General features: G+C 65.9%; 19 protein-coding genes. 11 read left to right on the forward strand and 8 right to left on the reverse strand.

From position 1 onward, the window contains the following. Window positions 1-63 precede the first annotated feature (63 nt). The gene (locus QX094_RS31785) at window positions 64-1200 is read right to left on the reverse strand and encodes an HlyD family type I secretion periplasmic adaptor subunit (protein WP_315749317.1); all 1137 of its coding nucleotides are present in this window, start codon (window positions 1198-1200) and stop codon (window positions 64-66) included. Window positions 1201-2210: 1010 nt separating this feature from the next. Between QX094_RS31785 and murI the strand changes: the two genes are divergently transcribed. From murI to QX094_RS31815, 6 genes are all read left to right on the forward strand, one after another. After that, window positions 2211-3008, forward strand: coding sequence for a glutamate racemase (gene murI / locus QX094_RS31790; RefSeq protein WP_315714825.1), 798 nt, complete (start codon window positions 2211-2213; stop codon window positions 3006-3008). A 12-nt stretch (window positions 3009-3020) separates the two neighbouring features. Continuing rightward, entirely contained in the window at window positions 3021-3794 is a 774-nt protein-coding gene (locus QX094_RS31795) for an HpcH/HpaI aldolase family protein (RefSeq protein ID WP_316170315.1), read from the forward strand. 241 nt (window positions 3795-4035) lie between these two features. After that, window positions 4036-4860 (forward strand): acyltransferase, encoded by an 825-nt coding sequence (locus QX094_RS31800; RefSeq protein WP_316170316.1) that lies wholly within the window; start codon window positions 4036-4038, stop codon window positions 4858-4860. Window positions 4861-5073: 213 nt separating this feature from the next. Next, window positions 5074-5691 (forward strand): 30S ribosomal protein S4, encoded by a 618-nt coding sequence (gene rpsD, locus QX094_RS31805; RefSeq protein ID WP_011925811.1) that lies wholly within the window; start codon window positions 5074-5076, stop codon window positions 5689-5691. A 204-nt stretch (window positions 5692-5895) separates the two neighbouring features. Further along, window positions 5896-6450, forward strand: coding sequence for a hypothetical protein (locus tag QX094_RS31810; RefSeq protein WP_315714828.1), 555 nt, complete (start codon window positions 5896-5898; stop codon window positions 6448-6450). A 74-nt stretch (window positions 6451-6524) separates the two neighbouring features. Next, the gene (locus QX094_RS31815; protein WP_315714829.1) at window positions 6525-7592 is read left to right on the forward strand and encodes a threonine aldolase family protein; all 1068 of its coding nucleotides are present in this window, start codon (window positions 6525-6527) and stop codon (window positions 7590-7592) included. A 53-nt stretch (window positions 7593-7645) separates the two neighbouring features. On the opposite strand, the gene QX094_RS31820 is transcribed toward QX094_RS31815, so the two are convergent. Further along, a complete protein-coding gene (locus QX094_RS31820; protein ID WP_315714989.1) occupies window positions 7646-8215 on the reverse strand; it encodes an O-acetyl-ADP-ribose deacetylase in 570 nt (189 codons plus the stop codon). Window positions 8216-8224: 9 nt separating this feature from the next. After that, the gene (grxD, locus tag QX094_RS31825; protein WP_315714830.1) at window positions 8225-8563 is read right to left on the reverse strand and encodes a Grx4 family monothiol glutaredoxin; all 339 of its coding nucleotides are present in this window, start codon (window positions 8561-8563) and stop codon (window positions 8225-8227) included. Between the two features lie 303 nt (window positions 8564-8866). Between grxD and egtB the strand changes: the two genes are divergently transcribed. Together egtB and egtD are read left to right on the forward strand one after the other, a co-directional pair. Further along, on the forward strand, window positions 8867-10117 hold the full coding sequence (gene egtB / locus QX094_RS31830) for an ergothioneine biosynthesis protein EgtB (RefSeq protein WP_316175513.1): 1251 nt from the start codon (window positions 8867-8869) through the stop codon (window positions 10115-10117). A gap of 56 nt (window positions 10118-10173) precedes the next feature. Next, window positions 10174-11145 (forward strand): L-histidine N(alpha)-methyltransferase, encoded by a 972-nt coding sequence (gene egtD, locus QX094_RS31835; RefSeq protein ID WP_316175512.1) that lies wholly within the window; start codon window positions 10174-10176, stop codon window positions 11143-11145. Here egtD and QX094_RS31840 read toward each other — a convergent pair. Continuing rightward, on the reverse strand, window positions 11121-12323 hold the full coding sequence (locus tag QX094_RS31840; RefSeq protein ID WP_316175511.1) for a low temperature requirement protein A: 1203 nt from the start codon (window positions 12321-12323) through the stop codon (window positions 11121-11123). The two genes, egtD and QX094_RS31840, sit on opposite strands and share 25 nt — an antisense overlap. Before the next feature lie 32 nt (window positions 12324-12355). After that, window positions 12356-12595: a BolA family transcriptional regulator gene (locus QX094_RS31845; protein WP_315714834.1), complete on the reverse strand. Its 240-nt coding sequence runs from the start codon at window positions 12593-12595 to the stop codon at window positions 12356-12358. A gap of 255 nt (window positions 12596-12850) precedes the next feature. Here QX094_RS31845 and QX094_RS31850 point away from each other — a divergent pair, with 255 nt between their 5' ends. Continuing rightward, window positions 12851-13216, forward strand: a complete 366-nt coding sequence (locus QX094_RS31850) for a DUF427 domain-containing protein (protein WP_315714835.1) — start codon at window positions 12851-12853, stop codon at window positions 13214-13216. 82 nt (window positions 13217-13298) lie between these two features. Here QX094_RS31850 and QX094_RS31855 read toward each other — a convergent pair whose 3' ends face one another. Then, on the reverse strand, window positions 13299-13472 hold the full coding sequence (locus QX094_RS31855; protein WP_012045337.1) for a DUF1328 domain-containing protein: 174 nt from the start codon (window positions 13470-13472) through the stop codon (window positions 13299-13301). Window positions 13473-13906: 434 nt separating this feature from the next. On the opposite strand from QX094_RS31855, the gene QX094_RS31860 reads away from it, so the two are divergent. Next, complete coding sequence (locus QX094_RS31860) at window positions 13907-15103, forward strand: acyltransferase (protein WP_315714836.1); 1197 nt, start codon at window positions 13907-13909, stop codon at window positions 15101-15103. Window positions 15104-15293: 190 nt separating this feature from the next. On the opposite strand, the gene purL is transcribed toward QX094_RS31860, so the two are convergent. Continuing rightward, window positions 15294-17504, reverse strand: a complete 2211-nt coding sequence (gene purL, locus QX094_RS31865; protein WP_315714837.1) for a phosphoribosylformylglycinamidine synthase subunit PurL — start codon at window positions 17502-17504, stop codon at window positions 15294-15296. Between the two features lie 196 nt (window positions 17505-17700). On the opposite strand from purL, the gene QX094_RS31870 reads away from it, so the two are divergent. Then, on the forward strand, window positions 17701-18183 hold the full coding sequence (locus QX094_RS31870) for a PaaI family thioesterase (protein ID WP_315714838.1): 483 nt from the start codon (window positions 17701-17703) through the stop codon (window positions 18181-18183). A gap of 245 nt (window positions 18184-18428) precedes the next feature. Here QX094_RS31870 and QX094_RS31875 read toward each other — a convergent pair whose 3' ends face one another. Next, entirely contained in the window at window positions 18429-19166 is a 738-nt protein-coding gene (locus QX094_RS31875) for a tetratricopeptide repeat protein (RefSeq protein WP_315714839.1), read from the reverse strand. Between the last annotated feature and the right edge of the window lie 37 nt (window positions 19167-19203).

A 19203-nucleotide genomic window follows, 5' to 3' on the forward strand; every position in this document is an offset into this window, starting at 1 on the left:
CGTTTACTAAGATGGATATCTGCATTCGCGGTGAATGACGCGAAAGGAGGTCGATCAAGACGGTCATCGTTCCCTCAAGCTCTCGTGCCGATACCTCAAGCGCGGCGACATCACATACTCGATGATCCGCCGTGTCCCCGTCTTGATCTCCACCGTCACCGCCATGCCTGGCGCCAGCGCCACCATCTTATCCTCGACCTGCATCTGCTTCTCGTCCAGCGACACCCGCGCCGAGTAGATGAACTCCTGCCCCGCCGGCTCGCTGGTCTCGGCGAGCGCGCCAGCCAACTTGCCGCCGTTCTGCTTGTCGGCCGGCTTCTCGCGGACGATGGAGTCCTGCGAGACGCTCAGTACCTTGCCGTGGACGAGGCCGTAGCGGGTGAAGTTGAAGGTGTCGATCTTGATCTCGGCCGGCTGGCCGATATTGACGAAGCCGATGTCGCGGTTGGCGATCATGACCTCAGTCTCGAGCTGACTGTCGGCAGGCACGATGAGCATCAGTTGTTGCGCCGGTGTGACGACGCCGCCGACGGTGTGCAGCGCGAGCTGCTGCACGGTGCCGTCGATCGGGGCGCGCAGCACCTGCTCGGCGACCTTGCGCTCGGCCTTGACGAGGTCCTGCGTCAGCTCGTCGGTCTTCTTCTCGGCATCAGTGAGATCGGACAGCACCTGGCGCTCGAAGCCCGAGCGGGTCTGCGCCAGTTGCTGTTCCAGCGCCAATCGCGCGGCCTCGATCTCGGCCAAGCGCCGCGTCTGAACGACGCGCTCGCTCTGCTGATCGATCAGCCGCGACTGCGCATCGATGAAGGCGATCTGGTTGCCGTACTGGATCTCCTTGGCGTTGCGGCGGATGTCGGCGGTCTCCTGCAGGAACGGCAAGGTGGCGTCGATCTTGGCGATCGCGGCCTCGATCGACTGCGCCTCGGCGCGCTTCTGCGCGATCTGCTGCAGGTTGGAGGCGAGCTTCGACAGCTGTTCGGCGGCTTGCGCCTGCAGCGCGGCGCGGATGCGCGCGACGTCGTTGGGCGTGGCGCCTTGCGGCACCACCAGCGGCCGCAGCTCGGCGAGATCGGCGAAGCTGTCGCGCAGCACGCCGAGCCGGGCGACATCGAGCCGCGCCTGCATCAGGCCCTGCGCGACGCGGCGGCGCTCGGCCTCGGTCACGGTGCGGTCGAGTTCGACCAGCGCTTGCCCCATCATCGCAGGCTCCTCCCAGCCTGGGAGGAAACATCCTCCGCCCATCCGAGCAAGGCGAGATTGCCGGCAGCAAAAATCAGGTTTGCCAAATCGTTACAAGGGGATCACGGTTTCGGCCGGCGGCCTCGAAGATTCTTCTTCTGTTTTTCGGAATTGCATGCTATGATCCGCGCCGTCCCGCCTCACTTGAGGGGCGTTTCGCGATCGTCACGAGCGTTGGGTGCGGGATGCGGTGGGCGTGTCGGGTTGCAGCGTGAGCGATCATGCCGACGAACGATCCGATGCGTACGGCGAAGTCGTGTGGTCCTGGCATCCCGGTGCTGATGCCAAGCTGGCGCTGCGAGTTCGACGAGCGCGCTGGCGACGGGGGCAAGAAAGCCGATCCCCGGGGAGATCACGTATAAGCCGTTCAAACCATTGCGCGGGGAAGGCCGGGATGATCCGGCCCGTACCTGTGGTTCCTGCCGCCTGCATTTTTTTCGCAGGCGGGCCATGGGTGCGACCGGCACCCGGCCTTTCCCGCGCCCTCATTCTCGAGAGGGCGATCAGACGAGCAAAACTCGGACGCGAAAGCGGGCGCGAGGATGAGAGCGCATGTTTCACGCTCTTCATGTCTCGGCGTCATTGCGAGCGAAGCGAAGCAATCCAGAGTCCCGCGACGACTCTGGATTGCTTCGTCGCTACGCTCCTCGCAATGACGCCTGCGTCTCCACTGTCGTCCCGGGCAAGCTGCGGCAACGCGTCAGCGTTGGCGCGGCGCCGCCCCCGGGACCATACTCCGCAGCGGTCGTGTGACGCACGCTGGAGCGTCCAGCTCGCACGCCCAACCCCGCCGGTGGTTATGGATCCCGGCGTTCGCCGGATGACACTGAGATTTTGACAGCCACCGTGGCCCCAATGCGCAGCTTTGAACCTTCGCCCCCGCTGCCCGAACACACCCAAGCGCCTCACTCCCGCCAAATCCCGCAGAAAAACCGACTGAATCCGCCTCCCCGATCCGGTAGACTCGCCGCGTGACCCATCGCCCTACGATTCTCGTCTTCGACTCAGGCCTCGGCGGCCTGTCCGTGCTGCGCGAGGTGGTGCGGGCGCGGCCCGATGCCCACTACGTCTATGTCGCCGACGACGCGTTCTTTCCGTACGGCCATCACAGCGAGGCGGCGCTGATCGCCCGCGTGGTGCCGCTGATGGGCGAGCTGATCGCCGCGCACGAGCCGGACCTCGTCGTGATCGCCTGCAACACCGCCTCGGTGCAGACGCTGGCGCCGCTGCGCGCGGCCTACGCGACGCCGTTCGTCGGCACCGTGCCGGCGATCAAGCCGGCCTGCGCGCAATCCCTGACGAAGCGCGTCTCCGTGCTCGGCACCAAGGCGACGGTGCAGCGCGAATACACCCACGCCCTCATCCGCGACTTCGCGCGGGGCTGCGCCGTCACGCTGGTCGGCTCGCCGGAACTCGCGTCACTGGCGGAGGCCGCGCTCAGCGGAACCCAGGTCAGCGACGCGGCCATTGCCGCCGAGATCGCGCCTTGCTTCGTGGGCGACGCCGCCGATCCCGCGGGCCGGACCGACACCGTCGTGCTCGCCTGCACGCATTATCCGCTGCTGCTCGATCGGCTCGAACGCCTGGCGCCCTGGCCGGTGACCTGGATAGATCCCGCGCCCGCCATCGCGCGCCGTGTCGTCGACCTGCTGGGCCCCCCGGCTGGCGGCCCCGACGATGGCGGCGCCACCATGATCTTCACCTCGAACAAGCCACATCAGCTCGGCCGCGCGCTCACGCCCTATTTCGGCGGCCGCGTCCCGGCCTGACGGAGACCGCCGATGGCCGCAGCGCCCAAACCGCTCAACCGCCTCAAGCAGGCCTGGCGCGACAAGAGGCCTACGTTCGGCGCCATCGCCACCATCCCGAGCATCCAGACCGTGCGCATCATGGCGCAGTCGCTCGACTGGATCATCGTCGACCTCGAGCATGGGCCGATCGATCTCTCCACCGCGCACGCGATGATCATGGCCACCGCAGGCACGCCCTGCGTGCCGCTGGTGCGCATCGCCGCCAACGAGCCGCATCTCGCCAAGGCGCCGATGGACCTCGGCGCGCTCGGCATCAACTTCCCGATGATTTCCAGCCGCGCGGACGCCGAGAAGGCCGTGCGCAGCGTGCGCTATCCGCCGCGCGGCGACCGCCTGTGGGGTCCGTTCCACGCCCCCTTCCGCTGGAACGTGTCGATGGCCGACTACATGGCCACCGCCGACGACGACATGGTCTGCATGGTCACGATCGAGCATGTCGAGGCGGTCGAGCGGATCGACGAGATCATGGCCACGCCCGGCATCGACATCGCGGTGATCGGCCCGGGCGATCTCGCCACCTCGATCAACAAGCGCGGCCAGCTCGATGATCCCGAAGTGAAATCCCTGATCGCCCGCGCCGAGGCCGGCATCCTCAGATCAGGCGTGCCGATCGGCGGCGCCGCGCGCTCGGCCGATCAGGCCAATGCGATGATCGAACGCGGTTACGTGGCGCTGGCGCTCGGCTTCGACTGGTCCTTGTTCCAGCGCGGCATCGCCGCGAGCTTCGAGGGGATCAAGCGCTGATTCGCGCCGTTTCGAGCCGCGCTTCATGTTTCAAACGAAAAACAACTTTGCGGGAGAAGACCATGAGGAAGAAGACGATTTTCGGCCTGTCGCCGGCCGTCCTCGGGGTCTGAGGCCAAGCCGCTCGCCTCGCCGGCGCCCTCGAACGGCGCTTCCGTAACCCGGCCTGCGGTGTTAACAGCAGCCGCCGCCGGGGAGCCGGACCAGGCCAAGCAGAACGAACGGGAGCGACAGGTTCAGGATGCGCGGAACCACCAGGCCGATTTCGCTGCACCGCCGTCTGATCATCGATCTGATGCACGCCTCGCGCGGCGTACCGTTCGTGTCGCTAGCCCGGACGATCCAGATCGGGCCGCTGCTGGAGGCCCGCGCCGCGGCCGTCCGCCCGCCCGGTTTCGCCGCGCTCTTCGTCAAGGCGTTCGCCCTGGTCGCCCGCGACGAGCCGGTCCTGCGCACGCTCTACACCGGGTGGCCGCGGCGCTGCCTCTACGAGCTGCCGCGCAGCGTCGCCACCGTCACCATTGCCCGGGTCGAGAATGGCGAGGATTGCGTGCTGCCGCAGCGCGTCTCCGGGCCGGAGGACATGTCGCTGGCCGAGATCGACGCGGTGATCCGGCAGGGCAAGGAGGCGCCGGTCGGGGACGTCGCTATGTTCCGCAAGATCATGCGGGCGACCCGGCTGCCGTTGCCACTGCGCCGGTTCGCCTGGTGGGTCGGGCTGAATTTCGGCCGCCAGCGCGCCAACTGGTTCGGCAATTTCTCCGTCACCAGCGTCGCGGCCTGCGGCGGCGGCCAGCTCCTTGCCCTGAGCCCGGGACCGTTCATCATCAATTACGACGTCGTCGGGCCGGACCAGACGATTCCCATCCTGATCCGCTGGGATCACCGGGTTACCGACGGCGCCATGATCGCCAGGACGGCGATCCGGCTCGAGCAGGTGCTGAATGGCGAGATCGCGGCCGAGCTGCGGGCCCGCCCGGTTCCCGGGCGCGGGCCGGCGGAGGCCGACCTGGGATGCGAGGCGGCGCGACAGAAAATGACCGTCCTGAGCGGGCCACAGGCGTGATTTGCCGGCAAAGGGGCGGTTGCGGTTTGACAAGGCAGCGGTTTCTCGCTTAAGAACCGCCCTGCTCGCGGGCCGCTTTCGGCCCGCGTTGCGTTTCGCGACCCGTGGCCTTCTCCCTTCATGCTTTGGGGAGGGGCCTGTCGGTGGACCGGATTTCCCGGACACACAGGAGGGCGCGTTTCCTCAAACCCTAACTTGATCGAAGAGGACGCGATGACTAAGCGCAGTGAGGCGAAGTACAAGATCGATCGCCGCATGGGCCAGAACATCTGGGGCCGCCCGAAGAGCCCCGTCAACCGCCGCGAATACGGCCCCGGCCAGCACGGCCAGCGCCGCAAGGGCAAGCTCTCGGACTTCGGCGTGCAGCTGCGCGCCAAGCAGAAGCTGAAGGGCTATTACGCCAACATCTCTGAGCGCCAGTTCCACGGCATCTATGTCGAGGCCGGCCGTCTCAAGGGCGACACCGGCGAGAACCTGATCGGCATTCTCGAGCGCCGTCTCGACACGGTGGTTTTCCGCGCCAAGTTCGTCTCGACCATGTTCGCGGCGCGCCAGTTCATCAACCACGGCCACATCAAGGTGAACGGCCGCAAGGTCAACATCGCGAGCTACCAGGTCAAGCCGGGCGACGTGATCGAGGTCAAGGAAGCCTCGAAGCAGCTCGCCGTGGTGCTGGAAGCGACCCAGCTCGCCGAGCGTGACGTGCCCGACTACATCGAGGCCGATCACTCCAAGATGACCGCGAAGTTCATCCGCATCCCCGCGCTGTCGGACGTGCCGTTCGCGGTGCAGATGGAGCCGCATCTGATCGTCGAGTTCTACTCGCGCTGAGCTTGACCGGACCGCGGTCCGGTCCCATCTGATAATCCGAAGGCCCTGGCACGCGCCGGGGCCTTTTCTTTTTGGGCTTGTTTTCGGATGGGGCGAACCGATTCCCGAATGCCACACCTGCCACGAATTCGCCCCAACCTGGGCTGACAGCTACTCCGTCCCGTGATTCACTGTCTGCAGTTGTAAAGTAGCGGGGCGTTCGCCATGGAGTTCAACAGGCGCAATATCATCTTCGGTGCGTTGCCGACCGATGCGGTCGGTGCCCCGCCTCTGCCGCCGTTGCGGGCGCCGCCGCTCAGCGCTCCGCCGTTACGCGCACGGACCTCCGGCGTCCGCTACCGCTTCAACGACGGCCTCTATCCCTCGACGGTCTTCGACCTCCTCGAACGCTCCTGCTGGCACGTCCAGTCCGATGCGACAGCCCATGTGATCCGCCATGTCGGGACCGGGCTCACCTTCGCCGATGCGCAGCTTCGCCACGATCCCTACGCGCTCGAGCTCCTCCACTGTTTCGACGACTCGCGCGAGCTCGCCGACGAATGGCACACCATGCTGGTCGGCTGGGCCGCGGTGAACATGGGCTGGAACATCAAGCGGCAACGCCCGGGCGCCGCGCTGCTTCTTTCACCGTCGCGGCAGAGCCCGCTCGAACCCTGGGTGTTCGATTGCACCGAGGCGCCGCCGCTGGTCGCCGAGCCGATCGAGAGCAAGCCGTTGCGGCGGCCGGACATCTGGCTCAACCCGCCGCGCGCGGCGTAATCGAGGAGGCGTTTTGCGGGGGCGATGCGAGTTGGGTAAGGTCCGGGTCGTGATAAGCCGAACGAGGACCGCCGATGTATTACACCCCGCCCGCGCGTGATCCCAAGGCGCCGCCCGTGCGCGTCAATCTGTTGTCGGACACGCAGACCCGCCCGACAGCCGCGATGCGCGAGGCCATCGCGCGGGCCGAGGTCGGCGACGAGCAGATCGGCGACGATCCGACCGTGCATGAATTGTGCGGCCGCGTCGCCGCGCTGCTCGGCAAGGAGGCCGCGGTGCTGATGCCGTCGGGCACGATGTGCAATGTCGCGGCAACGCTGGTGCATTGCCGCCCAGGCGACGAGATCCTGGCACACGAGACCGCGCACATCATCTCGCGCGAGGGCGGCGCGCATGCGGCGCTCGGCGGTTTCCAGGTGACGCAGCTGAAGGGGCCCGACGGGCAGTTCACGCCGGAGACGTTCCGCGCCGCGCTGCATCCGCGCTCGCGCTACCAGCCGCCGCAGACCGTCGTCAGTGTCGAGCAGACCGCCAATATCGGCGGCGGCACGATCTGGAAGAAGGCTGCGCTCGACGAGATCGCCGAGATCGCCAAGGCGAACGGCATGGCGACGCATATGGACGGCGCAAGGCTGCTCAACGCGACGGTTGCCACCGGCATTCCCGCTGCCGAGATGACCGCGGGCTGGGATTCGGCCTGGATCGATTTCTCCAAGGGGCTGGGCGCGCCGATCGGCGGCGTGCTCGCCGGCAGTGCCGCCTTCATCGACGAGGTGTGGCGCTGGAAGCAGCGGCTCGGCGGCGCGATGCGCCAGGCCGGCGTGGTCGCCGCGGCCTGCATCCATGCGCTCGATCATCACGTCGACCGGCTCGCCGAGGATCACGCCAATGCGCGGGCGCTGGCACGCGGGCTGTCGCAGATCCAGGGTGTCGAGATCCAGGAGCCGGAGACCAATCTGGTGTTCTTCAAGCCGGACGGCGCCGGCGTGTCCGGCGAGACGATGGTGAGTGAATTGCGCAAGCGCGGCGTGCTGCTGGCGATGATGGACGGCCGCATCCGCGCCTGCACCCATCTCGACGTGACAGCCGCCATGATCGAAGAGACGATCGGCCACGTCAGGGAGATCGTACGCAGGGCATGAGGATCATCGCACGCGCGCCCGGCAGACCTAATGCCGCACAGGGCACGCCGCTGTCAGCGCGGCGATCCCTTGCGAGCGCGGCTCTCGACGGCCCGGCTCAACGCCTCATCGTGCAACTCGGCACTCGCATCGGAAAAGCAGCAGAACACGATCTGCGACAGCGACGTCTCCGCGCTGATGGTCTCGATCGAAGTGGCGACCGCTATCGATGCCGCACGATCCGCAGGGAAGCGGAAGATGCCCGTCGAGATCGCGGGGAACGCGACCGAGTCCAAACGATGCTTGTGACACAGCTCGATCGAGCGCCGGTAGCACGAGGCCAGCAGCTCCGGCTCGCCGCGGTCGCCGCCCTGCCAGACCGGGCCAACGGTGTGGATCACGTGGCGGGCCGGCAGCCGGTAGCCTTTGGTGATCTTGGCCTCGCCGGTCCTGCAGCCATGGAGCATGCGGCACTCCATGACGAGGTCCGGTCCCGCCGCACGGTGGATCGCACCGTCGACGCCTCCACCACCGAGCAGAGACGAGTTCGCGGCGTTGACGATGGCGTCAACGCCGAGCTTGGTGATGTCGGCGACGATGACCTCGAATCGGGTCGCGCCGACCTTTCGGACCGGATAGCTCAGCCGGATAGCTCAGACAGAGGCCGCCGTCCCGACCGGGATGCCCTTGTCGGTGAACAGCTGCTGCAGCTCGCCGCTCTGGAACATCTCGCGCACGATATCGCAGCCGCCGACGAACTCGCCCTTCACATAGAGCTGCGGAATCGTCGGCCAGTTCGAGAACGTCTTGATGCCGTTGCGCAGCTCGGCGGATTCGAGAACGTTGAGGCCCTTATAGCCGACGCCGACATGGTCCAGGATCTGCACGACCTGGCCGGAAAATCCGCACTGCGGAAACTGCGGCGTCCCCTTCATGAACAGGACGACGTCGTTCGACTTCACTTCATTGTCAATGAATTGCTCAATGCTCATCTTCGCTTCCTCTAGGGCGCCTCAAGGAACGCCTGGGGCTCGGTGCGCGCTGATCGCCACCGGACGGATTTCGTCCGCAGCCGACCGTCACTTCTCTATATGTAGCGCAAACCGTTGTTCAACCAAAGTAAAATGCCGAGGATCGGCCGGCGACCCAGGCCCCGGCCGGACCATAGGCTGACGGCAGCAATATTATAGCCGGCACGAGGGTTTCATCCCGTAACCAAGCCCCTATTTAGGACGAACTGTCGAAAGGAACTTGTTCCGTCGAACATCGTTTTCTGCTGGCAAACGGAGACCCTCGTGACCAGTTCTGCCTCCGCTACGGCCCCGATCCCCGTTACTGATGCGCTTCAGAGCAGGTCCGGCTCCCTCGCCGGGCGCCTGACCGAGGCGTACCTCGCCGTCCGGGGCGAGACCGAGCGGCGCGCGGCGCCGCTGAGCCCGGAGGATCAGGTCATCCAGTCGATGCCGGACGCCAGTCCTGCCAAGTGGCATCGCGCCCATACGACCTGGTTTTTCGAGCAGTTCGTGCTGGGCGAGCACTGCCGAGGATATACCCCTTTTCACGCCGACTACGCGTTCCTGTTCAATTCCTATTACGTCAGTGCCGGCCCGCGCCACACGCGGGGCGAGCGCGGCTTGATCACTCGCCCGGGCGTGGCCGAGGTCACGGCATATCGGCGGCATGTCGATGCGGCGATGGTGGACTTCCTGGGCAGCGCCGATACCGCCACATTGACCGCGGTGGCGCCGCTCGTGGAGGTGGGCCTCAACCATGAGCAGCAGCATCAGGAGCTGATGCTGACCGATATCCTGCATGCGTTCGCGCAGAACCCGACGGCCCCGGCCTACGATCCTTCCTGGACCTTCCCTGCCCCCACGGAAACGGGCGAGGATTGGGTTCACCTCCCCGAGGGCATCCATACCGTTGGGCACGCCGGCGATGGTTACCATTTCGACAATGAGGAGCCGGCCCATCGCGCGCTGGTCGGGCCGGTGGGCATCGCGCGCAATCTCGTCACCAATGCCGAGTGGCTCGCCTTCATGGATGACGGCGGCTACCGGACCGCCACACTCTGGCTCATGGACGGCTTCGCCACCGCCAGCCGCGAGGGCTGGCAGGCTCCCGGGCATTGGTACAAGGTCGAGGGCGAATGGCGCATCATGACGCTGGGCGGACTGCGGCCGGTCGATCCCGCTGCTCCGGCGTGCCACGTCAGCTACTACGAAGCTGACGCCTTTGCCCGCTGGCGCGGCAAGCATCTGCCGACCGAGATGGAATGGGAGGTCGCCGCGCGCGGCAACCAGCTCAACGATGCCTTCGGCATTGTCTGGCAGTGGACCCGCAGCGCCTACAGTCCCTATCCCGGCTATCGTGCCATGGAGGGTGCGCTCGGCGAGTACAACGGCAAGTTCATGGTCAATCAACTGGTGCTGCGCGGCTCATCGCTCGCGACGCCGGTGGGCCACAGCCGTGTCACCTATCGCAACTTCTTCTATCCGCATCATCGCTGGCAATTCACCGGGCTCCGGCTCGCCGACTACACCTGAGCTATCAGCATTCGTTGCCCGACAGTCGCGCGTGTGTGCGCGTCCAGGAGAGTATCATGAACGTGCACGTCAACGCGCTGCTCGACGCCCATCTCCCCGACGACAAGACGTCGGCCTTTGCGACGGACGCCGTCGCAGGCCTCGCCCAGCAGCCCAAGCAGCTATCGCCGAAATATTTCTACGATGCCGCCGGATCCGATCTGTTCGAGCAGATCACGCGCCTGCCGGAGTACTATCCGACGCGGACCGAGCTCGGCATCTTGAGGGATCGCGGCGCCGAGATCGCGGCAGTCATTCCCGACGATGCCGCCCTGGTCGAGTTCGGCGCCGGCGCCACCACCAAGGTGCGGCTGCTGCTGGAAAGCTGCCGCTTCGCGGCCTACGTGCCGGTCGATATTTCCGGCGAGTTCCTGACCGCACAGGCCGACAGCCTGCGCCGCGACTTCCCGCAGCTCGCCGTGCACCCGGTCGTCGCCGACTTCACGACGGCGTTCAAACTACCTGACGCCATCGAAGGCAAGCCGAAGGTCGGCTTCTTTCCGGGATCGACGATCGGCAATTTCGAGCCGCATGAGGCGTGCCGCTTCCTGCGCTCGGCACGCGAGATCTTGGGGACCGGCGCGCGGATGATCGTCGGCGTCGACCTGGAGAAGGACGAACGTGTGCTGCACGCCGCCTACAACGACGCGGCCGGCGTGACCGCGCGCTTCAATCTCAACCTGCTGCTGCGGATCAACCGCGAACTCGGCGGCAATTTCGACCTGTCCGCCTTCGTCCACCGCGCGATCTACAATCGCGAGCAGCACCGCATCGAGATGCATCTGGTGGCGCGGAAGGCGCAAACGGTGCGGCTACTCGGCACCACCATCTCGTTCCGGGCCGGCGAGAGCATCCACACCGAGAACAGCTACAAATACAGCATCGCGCGCTTCGGCGCGCTGGCCCGCGGATCCGGCTGGAAAGTCCAGACCGTGTGGACGGATGCCGAGAAGATGTTCTCGGTTCAGGCGCTCGTCGCCGAGGCGTGAGGCTCCGGCTTCGACCGCAACGACAGCGTCTCCCACAGCGCGACGATCGCCAGTAGCGCGCTCGTCAGCGCCGAAAGCACGAGAGGCGACAGTTCGGTCGCGAACCAGCCGAGCCCGATCAGCGCGAGCAGTCCGGCGCCGTGCGACAACTGCAGGAAGCCGCGGATGTTGAACTTGAAGAGGATGGTCCCGAGCAGAAACACGAACGGACCGCCGATCGTCGTCGCCGCCGTATTCAGGTCGGTATGCCCGAGCGGGTGCTTCAGGACGATCTCGTCCGACACCGCCGACACGATGATGCCGGCGACGATCGGCATGTGCAAGTAAGTGTAGGCCGAGCGCGCCATCAGCCCGGATTGGGCCGACTGCGAAATCACTTCCGATCCCGCCTCAGCGCCGCGGTTGAAATACACCGCCCACATCGCCACCGTGCCGATGAAGGCGCTGGCGAAAGCGGCAATGTTGGCTCCGGTCCAGTCGAGCTCGGCAAAGGTCGCGCCGGTGACGACGATGGATTCGCCGAGCGCGATGATGATGAACAGCGCACAGCGCTCCGCCATGTGGCCGCCTTCGACCATCCAGTCCTCGACGGTGGAGGCACCCAGCCCGGGGACCCAGAAGCGGACGGCCGGCGACGCATATTCCAGGGTGAGCGCCGCCCCCCACAGCCCCATCCGTGCCGGGCCCTCGGCAAGGCCGCCGAGCAGCCAGAGCACGGCGGAGGCACTGAGCCAGGAGAGAATGCGGGCGGCGTTGCGGCGGACGGCAGATCGCTGCGGCGGCGTCGCGGTCAGCCAGAACGCGGTCCGGCCGACCTGCATGGCGGCGTAGGCCATGGCGAACCACAGGCCGCGGTCCTCGAACGCCCGCGGGATCGACATCGACAGAACGAGGCCCGCCAGCATCAGCGCGAACAAGAGACCTCGGACCAGCGCCTTCTCTGGATCGAGCCAGTTGGTAACCCAGGCGGTGTAGACCCATACCCACCAGACCGCGAGAAACAGAACGGCCGTCTGGGCGGCGCCGAGCGGCGAAAAATGGCCGATCAGATAATGCGAGATCTGCGTGACCGCGTAGACGAAGACGAGATCGAAGAACAGCTCGACGAACGTGACCCGGCTGTGCCGGTTCGGCTCGATGACGCGAAACAGCGCACCACGCGGATTGTCCACCGCCATCTCCCCCGGATGAGCGATCTCCCCCTAAGCAGTCAGCGCTGGTCCGGCACCCCGGTCTGCAGGGCCAGAGCATGCAGCACGTCACCCATCTGGCCGCGCAGCGATTGATAGACGAGCTGATGCTGCTGAACGCGGGATTTGCCGCGGAACGATTCCGAGATCACCGTCGCGGCGTAATGGTCGCCGTCGCCAGCGAGATCGCGAATCGTCACCTGTGCATCAGGGATGGCAGACTTGATCATCTGCTCGATATCGTGGGCATCCATGGGCATCCCGGTGCATCTCCTTGTGTCGGGCAGGCGCCGCATCCCGTGGACGATGTAGCCCGCAGGGCCCGCGGCTTGGCTGCAGCTCCCATCAGTGGCCCGCGGAGCGCGGCGAATCAAGGCGTTCTCGCGGGACCGTGATAGTGAAATCTAGCGCGAACCGCTTTCGAGGTCACGCGCGGAACCACTATATACCGGGACCAGACGAGATGCGTCGGACTGGGTGACGCACCCAAATGGCCGAATCGCGAGGACGACGACATGAAGCTTCCAGGACCGGATCATCCGATCACCGTCACCCCCAATCCGAAACGCGTACGGGTGATCGCCGACGGCGTCGTGATTGCCGACACCACCCGCGCGTTGACGCTCAAGGAAGCGAGCTACCCCGCGGTTCAATACGTGCCGCGGGCCGACGCCAACATGGCGGCCTTGCACAAGACTGATCGTGTCACCCATTGTCCGTACAAGGGGGATGCGAGCTATTTCAGCGTCATCGCCAACGGCAAGACATTGGACAATGCGATCTGGAGCTACGAGGCGCCCTTCCCGGCGATGACCGAGATCTCGGGCCACCTGGCGTTCTATCCGGACAAGGTACGGATCGAGGAGGTCGCAGCTGATTGAACTGCGGTGACAGCCCGCCGCGCGGCCGGCACGAGGCCCATACCGGCGCGGCGGTCGTTTCGGTCACTGACCTGATGGCGTGCTACACTCTGAAAATCGTAAGCCCGAGAATCAGCAGCACGAGGAAGATCACCAGGAAGATATAGAACAGGATCCGCGCAATGTCGGCGGAAGCTGCCGAGATGCCGGTGAAGCCGAGAATACCGGCCACCACCGAGATCACGAAGAACAGCAGCGCCCATTTGAGAATAGTCACGGTATGGTCCTCCGGTTCTGCGCCGCGCCGGCGCGGCGCCTCACTAACGATGACGCGGGGAACCGGTTCCTTCGGCCATCGGTCCCGGTGCCGAAGAAATGCGCAACCCACGACAGTCCCGGCCGTAACTTCGTAGGTCGTCGGTTCGTAAGGATATCCGGAGCGGAAATCGGCAGAGTGTGTGAGAAACCGGCTTGCGGACCGCGGCACTTGCTGATTTGCAGCACCAACGACGACATCTGGTAGTCCGGCGCCGTCATTCGCTCGCTTTTGGGCGACTCCAGCGAATGGCGGTGCCAGAGGGTCACACGAGCTCATCCACTCATTCCAGCTCGCGCAGCCTTGGACGACGTTTGCATGACGCCCCGCGGCGAAGGGGGATGCGAACGTCACATCCGCTGCACGGGCCGGGCAGCAGCGACGCCGGGGGGCGTATGGTCATATCGGTTACACAATCGGCGGCGGCCGCAAAGGTCGAGCTTCAGGCCCGCCCGCGCGCTCGGGCACGCAACGCCGCGCTCGATCACGCCCGGACATTCCTGACGCTGGTGGTGCTGCTCCACCACGCCGTGATTCCCTATACCTATTTCGGGCACACCGATCCGACGTCCTTCCTCGGTTTCGACGCCATCGTGCTGGCCACCGACAGCTTCTTCATGGCCATGTTCTTCTTTCTGTCGGGCCTGTTCGTGTGGTCGGGCCTTGCCCACAAGTCGACGCTGCAGTTCCTGCGTGACCGGCTATTGCGCCTTGGCCTGCCCTTCGCCATCGCGGCCCTGACCGTCATTCCGCTTGCCTATTACGCGATCGAGCTGCGCGCCAATCCCGACGCCCGCTTCGCTTCCTTCTGGTGGAAGACGGTCACGGTCGGCCCATGGCCGAGCGGGCCGATCTGGTTCATCTGGGTGCTGCTGGCGTTCGACACCTCGGCAGCCCTTTTGTACCGCGTCTCGCCCCGCCTGCTGGATCCGATCAATCGGCTGTCGCAGCGCGCCTTCGAGCATCCGCGCGACTTCTTCTTCGTCTTCCTGCTGATCACGGGCGGGCTCTACATCCCGTCCCGGCTCTATTTCGGCCCGACGTTGTGGTTCGAGGCAGGGCCGCTCTCGGTGCAGGCCAGCCGCGTCTTGCTCTACGCCGCCTATTTCTACGTCGGGGCTGGCATCGGCTCGGCCAATTTCGAACGCGGCCTGCTGGCCGCAGAAGGGCAGATGTCGCAGCGCGGACTCGGGGCCTGGATCGTGGTCACGCTCGTGCCCTATGCGCTGCTCTGGGTGCTCATCACGATCAAGCGCCAAGTGCTGGGCAATCCGCCCGTGTTGCCGCAATGGTACGAGGCGGCCTATGGCTTCTTGTTCGTCATCTTCAGCGCCGCGATCCTGTTTGCGATCCTGTCCTACTTCCTGAACAACCGCCGCTCGGAATTCTCCGTGCTCGATCGCATGCAGGCCGATGCCTATGGCATGTTCCTGGTGCACTATCCGATCGTGCTGTGGATCCAGTACTGGCTGTTCGACTTCGGCCTGCCAGCCATCGCCAAGGCGACGATCGCCTTTGTCGGCAGCATGCTGCTGAGCTGGGGCGCGACCTGGGTGCTCAGGCAGATTCCGGGGGCGAAGAACGTGTTGTAGGACGGTCCTGCCTCCTCCGTCATTGCGAGGAGCGCAGCGACGACGCAATCCAGACCGCATCCGCGGATGGCGGTCCTGGATTGCTACGCTGCGCCCGCAATGACGCTGGGCGAGGCCAACGCTTTCACGACGAACTCCGTCGTCGTTTGCCAGCGTGCCTGACCGTGACCGCCGCGGCGTGCGTCCGGGGTCAGGCGGCTGACCCGCCCATGTATTTGGGCAGCCAGCTTTCGAATCCCGTCTTGAGCGCGGCGACCTCGACGGCACCATCGCCGGCGATCGCCAGCGCAGTGCCGCCTGTCGTGCCGATGCGCGTGCACGGCACGCCGGCGCCGCGCATCTTGGCCAGCACGCGGCCAGCCTCGGTCTCCGGCACCGTCACGAGATAGCGCGCCTGGTCCTCGCCGAACCAATAGGCATGCGGCACGATCGAGGCAGGCGCGGCCAGCAGCCGCGCGCCGATGCCGGAGGCCATTGCCATCTCGGCGAGCGCGACGAGCAGACCACCGTCGGCCAGATCATGCGCAGCTGTCGCCGTGCCCGCATGGATCATGCCGCGGACGACATCGCCGATGCGCTTCTCGGCGGCGAGGTCGACAGGCGGCGGAGCGCCCTCCTCCCGGCCGCAGACGTCGCGCAAGTAGACCGACTGGCCGAGCCAGCCATGGGTCTCGCCGATCAACAGGATCGCCTCGCCCTCGGCCTTGAAGGCGATGCTCGCCGACTTGGTGAAATCATCGAGCAGGCCGACGCCGCCGATCGAGGGCGTCGGCAGGATCGCGCGGCCGTTGGTCTCGTTGTAGAGCGAGACGTTCCCGGAGACGACGGGGAAGTCGAGCGCGCGGCAGGCCTCCGAAATGCCTTTCAGGCAGCCGACGAACTGGCCCATGATCTCGGGCCGCTCCGGGTTGCCGAAATTGAGATTGTCGGTGATCGCAAGCGGCCGGCCACCGACCGCGGTGATGTTGCGCCAGGCTTCGGCGACGGCCTGCTTGCCACCCTCGAAAGGATCGGCCTCGCAATAGCGGGGCGTGACGTCGACGGTGAGCGCAAGCCCCTTCGGGCCATCCTGCACGCGCACCACGGCGGCATCGCCGCCCGGCCGCTGCACGGTGTTGCCGAGGATCACATGGTCGTACTGCTCCCAGATCCAGCGCTTGGAGCACAGATCGGGCGTTGCGATGAGCTTCTCCAGGGCCGGGATGATGTCCAGGGGCGGCTTGACCTCGCGGGCATGGATCACCGGCAGCGCCGACGAGGCCACGTGCGGGCGGTCGTACAGCGGCGCCTCGTCGCCGAGCTCCTTGATCGGCAGGTCGGCCATGACGTCGCCGCCATGCTTCACCACGAACCGCTTGCTCGGCGTGGTGTAGCCGACCACCGCGAAATCGAGCCCCCATTTGCGGAAGATCGCTTCCGCCTCCTTCTCCTTCTCCGGCTTCAGCACCATGAGCATGCGCTCCTGGCTCTCGGAGAGCATCATCTCGTAGGCGCTCATGCCGATCTCGCGGGTCGGCACGGCATCGAGATCGAGATCGACGCCGAGGTCGCCCTTGGCGCCCATCTCGACCGCCGAGCAGGTCAGGCCGGCCGCACCCATGTCCTGGATCGCGATCACGCAATCGGCAGCCATGATCTCCAGGCACGCCTCCAGCAGCAGCTTCTCGGCGAAGGGGTCGCCGACCTGCACCGTCGGGCGCTTCTCCTCCGAGGAATCGTCGAACTCGGCCGAGGCCATCGAGGCGCCGTGGATGCCGTCGCGGCCGGTCTTGGAGCCGAGATAGACGATCGGCATGTTCACGCCGGAAGCCGCCGCATAGAAGATCTTGTCGGCGTCGGCGAGGCCGACCGCCATGGCGTTGACCAGGATATTGCCGTCATAGCGGGTGTGGAAGCGGGTCTGACCGCCGACCGTCGGAACGCCAAACGAGTTGCCATAGCCGCCGATGCCGGCCACCACCCCGGACACCAGATGCCGGGTCTTGGGATGCTCCGGCGCGCCGAACGACAGCGCGTTCAGGCACGCGATCGGGCGTGCGCCCATGGTGAACACGTCGCGCAGGATGCCGCCGACGCCGGTGGTCGCACCCTGATACGGCTCGATGTAGCTCGGGTGGTTGTGGCTCTCCATCTTGAACACGACGGCCTGGCCGTCGCCGATGTCGATCACGCCGGCGTTTTCGCCGGGGCCCTGGATCACCCAGGGCGCCTTGGTCGGCAGTCCCTTGAGATGGATGCGGGACGACTTGTACGAGCAGTGCTCGTTCCACATCGCCGAGAAGATGCCGAGCTCGGTGAAGGTCGGCACCCGCCCGATCAGCTTCAGGATGCGCTCATATTCATCGGGCTTCAGCCCGTGGGCGGCGACGAGCTCGGGGGTGATCTGCGGTTCATTGCGCATGGAGAAATGCCTTTGCCCGTGGGCCGCTGGTCCCTTGAAGCCTGCTTCATAGAAAGATCGCCAGGGCGGGAAAAGGCCTTTTACGGCCCTATTCCGCCCTGTCCAGAGCTTTGGCCCGGACCGCCAGAAGGGATATTTGCAGATTGGCGACCAATCGGATTTAAGACGGTAAATCAACAGTTAAAGGCCCTGACACGTGCACGACCTGTCCCGTTCCGCCTTCGAGAACCGCCCTGGCATCCACATCGCGACCGACGGCGAGTTCGCCGGCTGGCGGACCTGGATGCGCGACAGCTACGAATCCCACACCGGGCCATTCTGGCACCGGATGGAGGACGATGGCTCGATCCGCTGCGCCTTCCGGGTCGAGAAGAAGCACCTCAACGGCGGCGGTAACGTCCACGGCGGCTGCCTGATGACCTTCGCCGACTACTGCCTGTTCGCCTTCGCCGCGCCGATCATGCAGGGCCCGGGTGTCACGGTGTCGTTCTCGTCCGAGTTCCTCGATGCCGCGCGTGAGGGCGAACTGATCGAGGCTACCGGCGAGGTCACCCGCGCCGGCGCCTCGCTGATCTTCCTGCGCGGCATGCTGCATTCCGGCCCAAAGCCGCTGTTCTCGTTTTCCGGCACCATCAAGCGCATCAGGCGGCGGACACCGGAGGCGGCGAACTCGCCGTAGGGACGGAGCAAGGGGGATCGCGCTCAACTCTCTCCGTCATTCCGGGGCATTCGCGCGCAAAATGGCGTAGCCATTTTGAAGCAGCGCGAATGAGCCCGGAATCCATAATCACAGCCGCAAAATGGTCGAAGAACAGCGCCACGCGCATCCCGCCTCCCAAGACATGCGTGGTTATGGATTCCGGGCTCGCGCTTCGCGCGCCCCCGGAATGACGCGCGGAGAAGATGTACCCTGCCGTTGCGGAGCTACCCCGCGAGCTGCTTCTCCGCGATCGATATCCACTCGGCCTGCGCCTTGCGCACATGTCGTGGCGCGCGCTTCATCTGGATCAGCAGCTCGGTGAACACGACCTTGGCCTCATCGATCCGGCCGACTAGCTTGAGCAGCGTGCCGTAGCGGACCTTCGCCTCGCTGCCCGGCGCATAGTCCAGCAGCGCCTGGTACTCCTCGATGGCCTCATCGGTGCGGCCGGCTTCCTGCAAAGCCCGCGCATAGAGCAGATGCGCCTCGGCCGAATTGTAGTCCGGCCAGCTCTTCTGCAGCTCGTCGAGCGTCGCCAGCGCATCCCCTGGGCGGCGGCGCGCGAACTGCGCCTTGGCCTTGCCGAGCGCGAACAGCGGCTCGTGGCCCATCGGCAGGCTCAGGATGTGATCGTAATGCTGCTCGGCCTCCTCATAACGCCCGACCGCGACGCATTCCTCGGCCAGCGCCGCGCGGTTGGCGATCGTGTCCGTGATCGCGACACGATCGGACAACTCGCGGTAGTCTTTCTCGGGGTCCAGCTTGTTGGCGACGCGCTTGCGCGCCTTCTGGACGTCGTGGCTGCCCAGCCATTCCGGCACCAGTTCGACGACGATGTAGGCGAGCGCGCCGATCATCGGCACCATCAGGATGATGAAGGCCCAGGGCTGCAGACGGCCAGTCCGCGACGCATGGTAGATCAGCGAAATGTCGAGCAGCAGTACGACGAGCGCGATAGGCACGGCAGATCCCCAACTCACGGCGAGATTTTACACGCCG

This window comes from Bradyrhizobium sp. SZCCHNS1050 (assembly GCF_032484785.1).
In the GTDB taxonomy this organism is placed as follows: domain Bacteria; phylum Pseudomonadota; class Alphaproteobacteria; order Rhizobiales; family Xanthobacteraceae; genus Bradyrhizobium.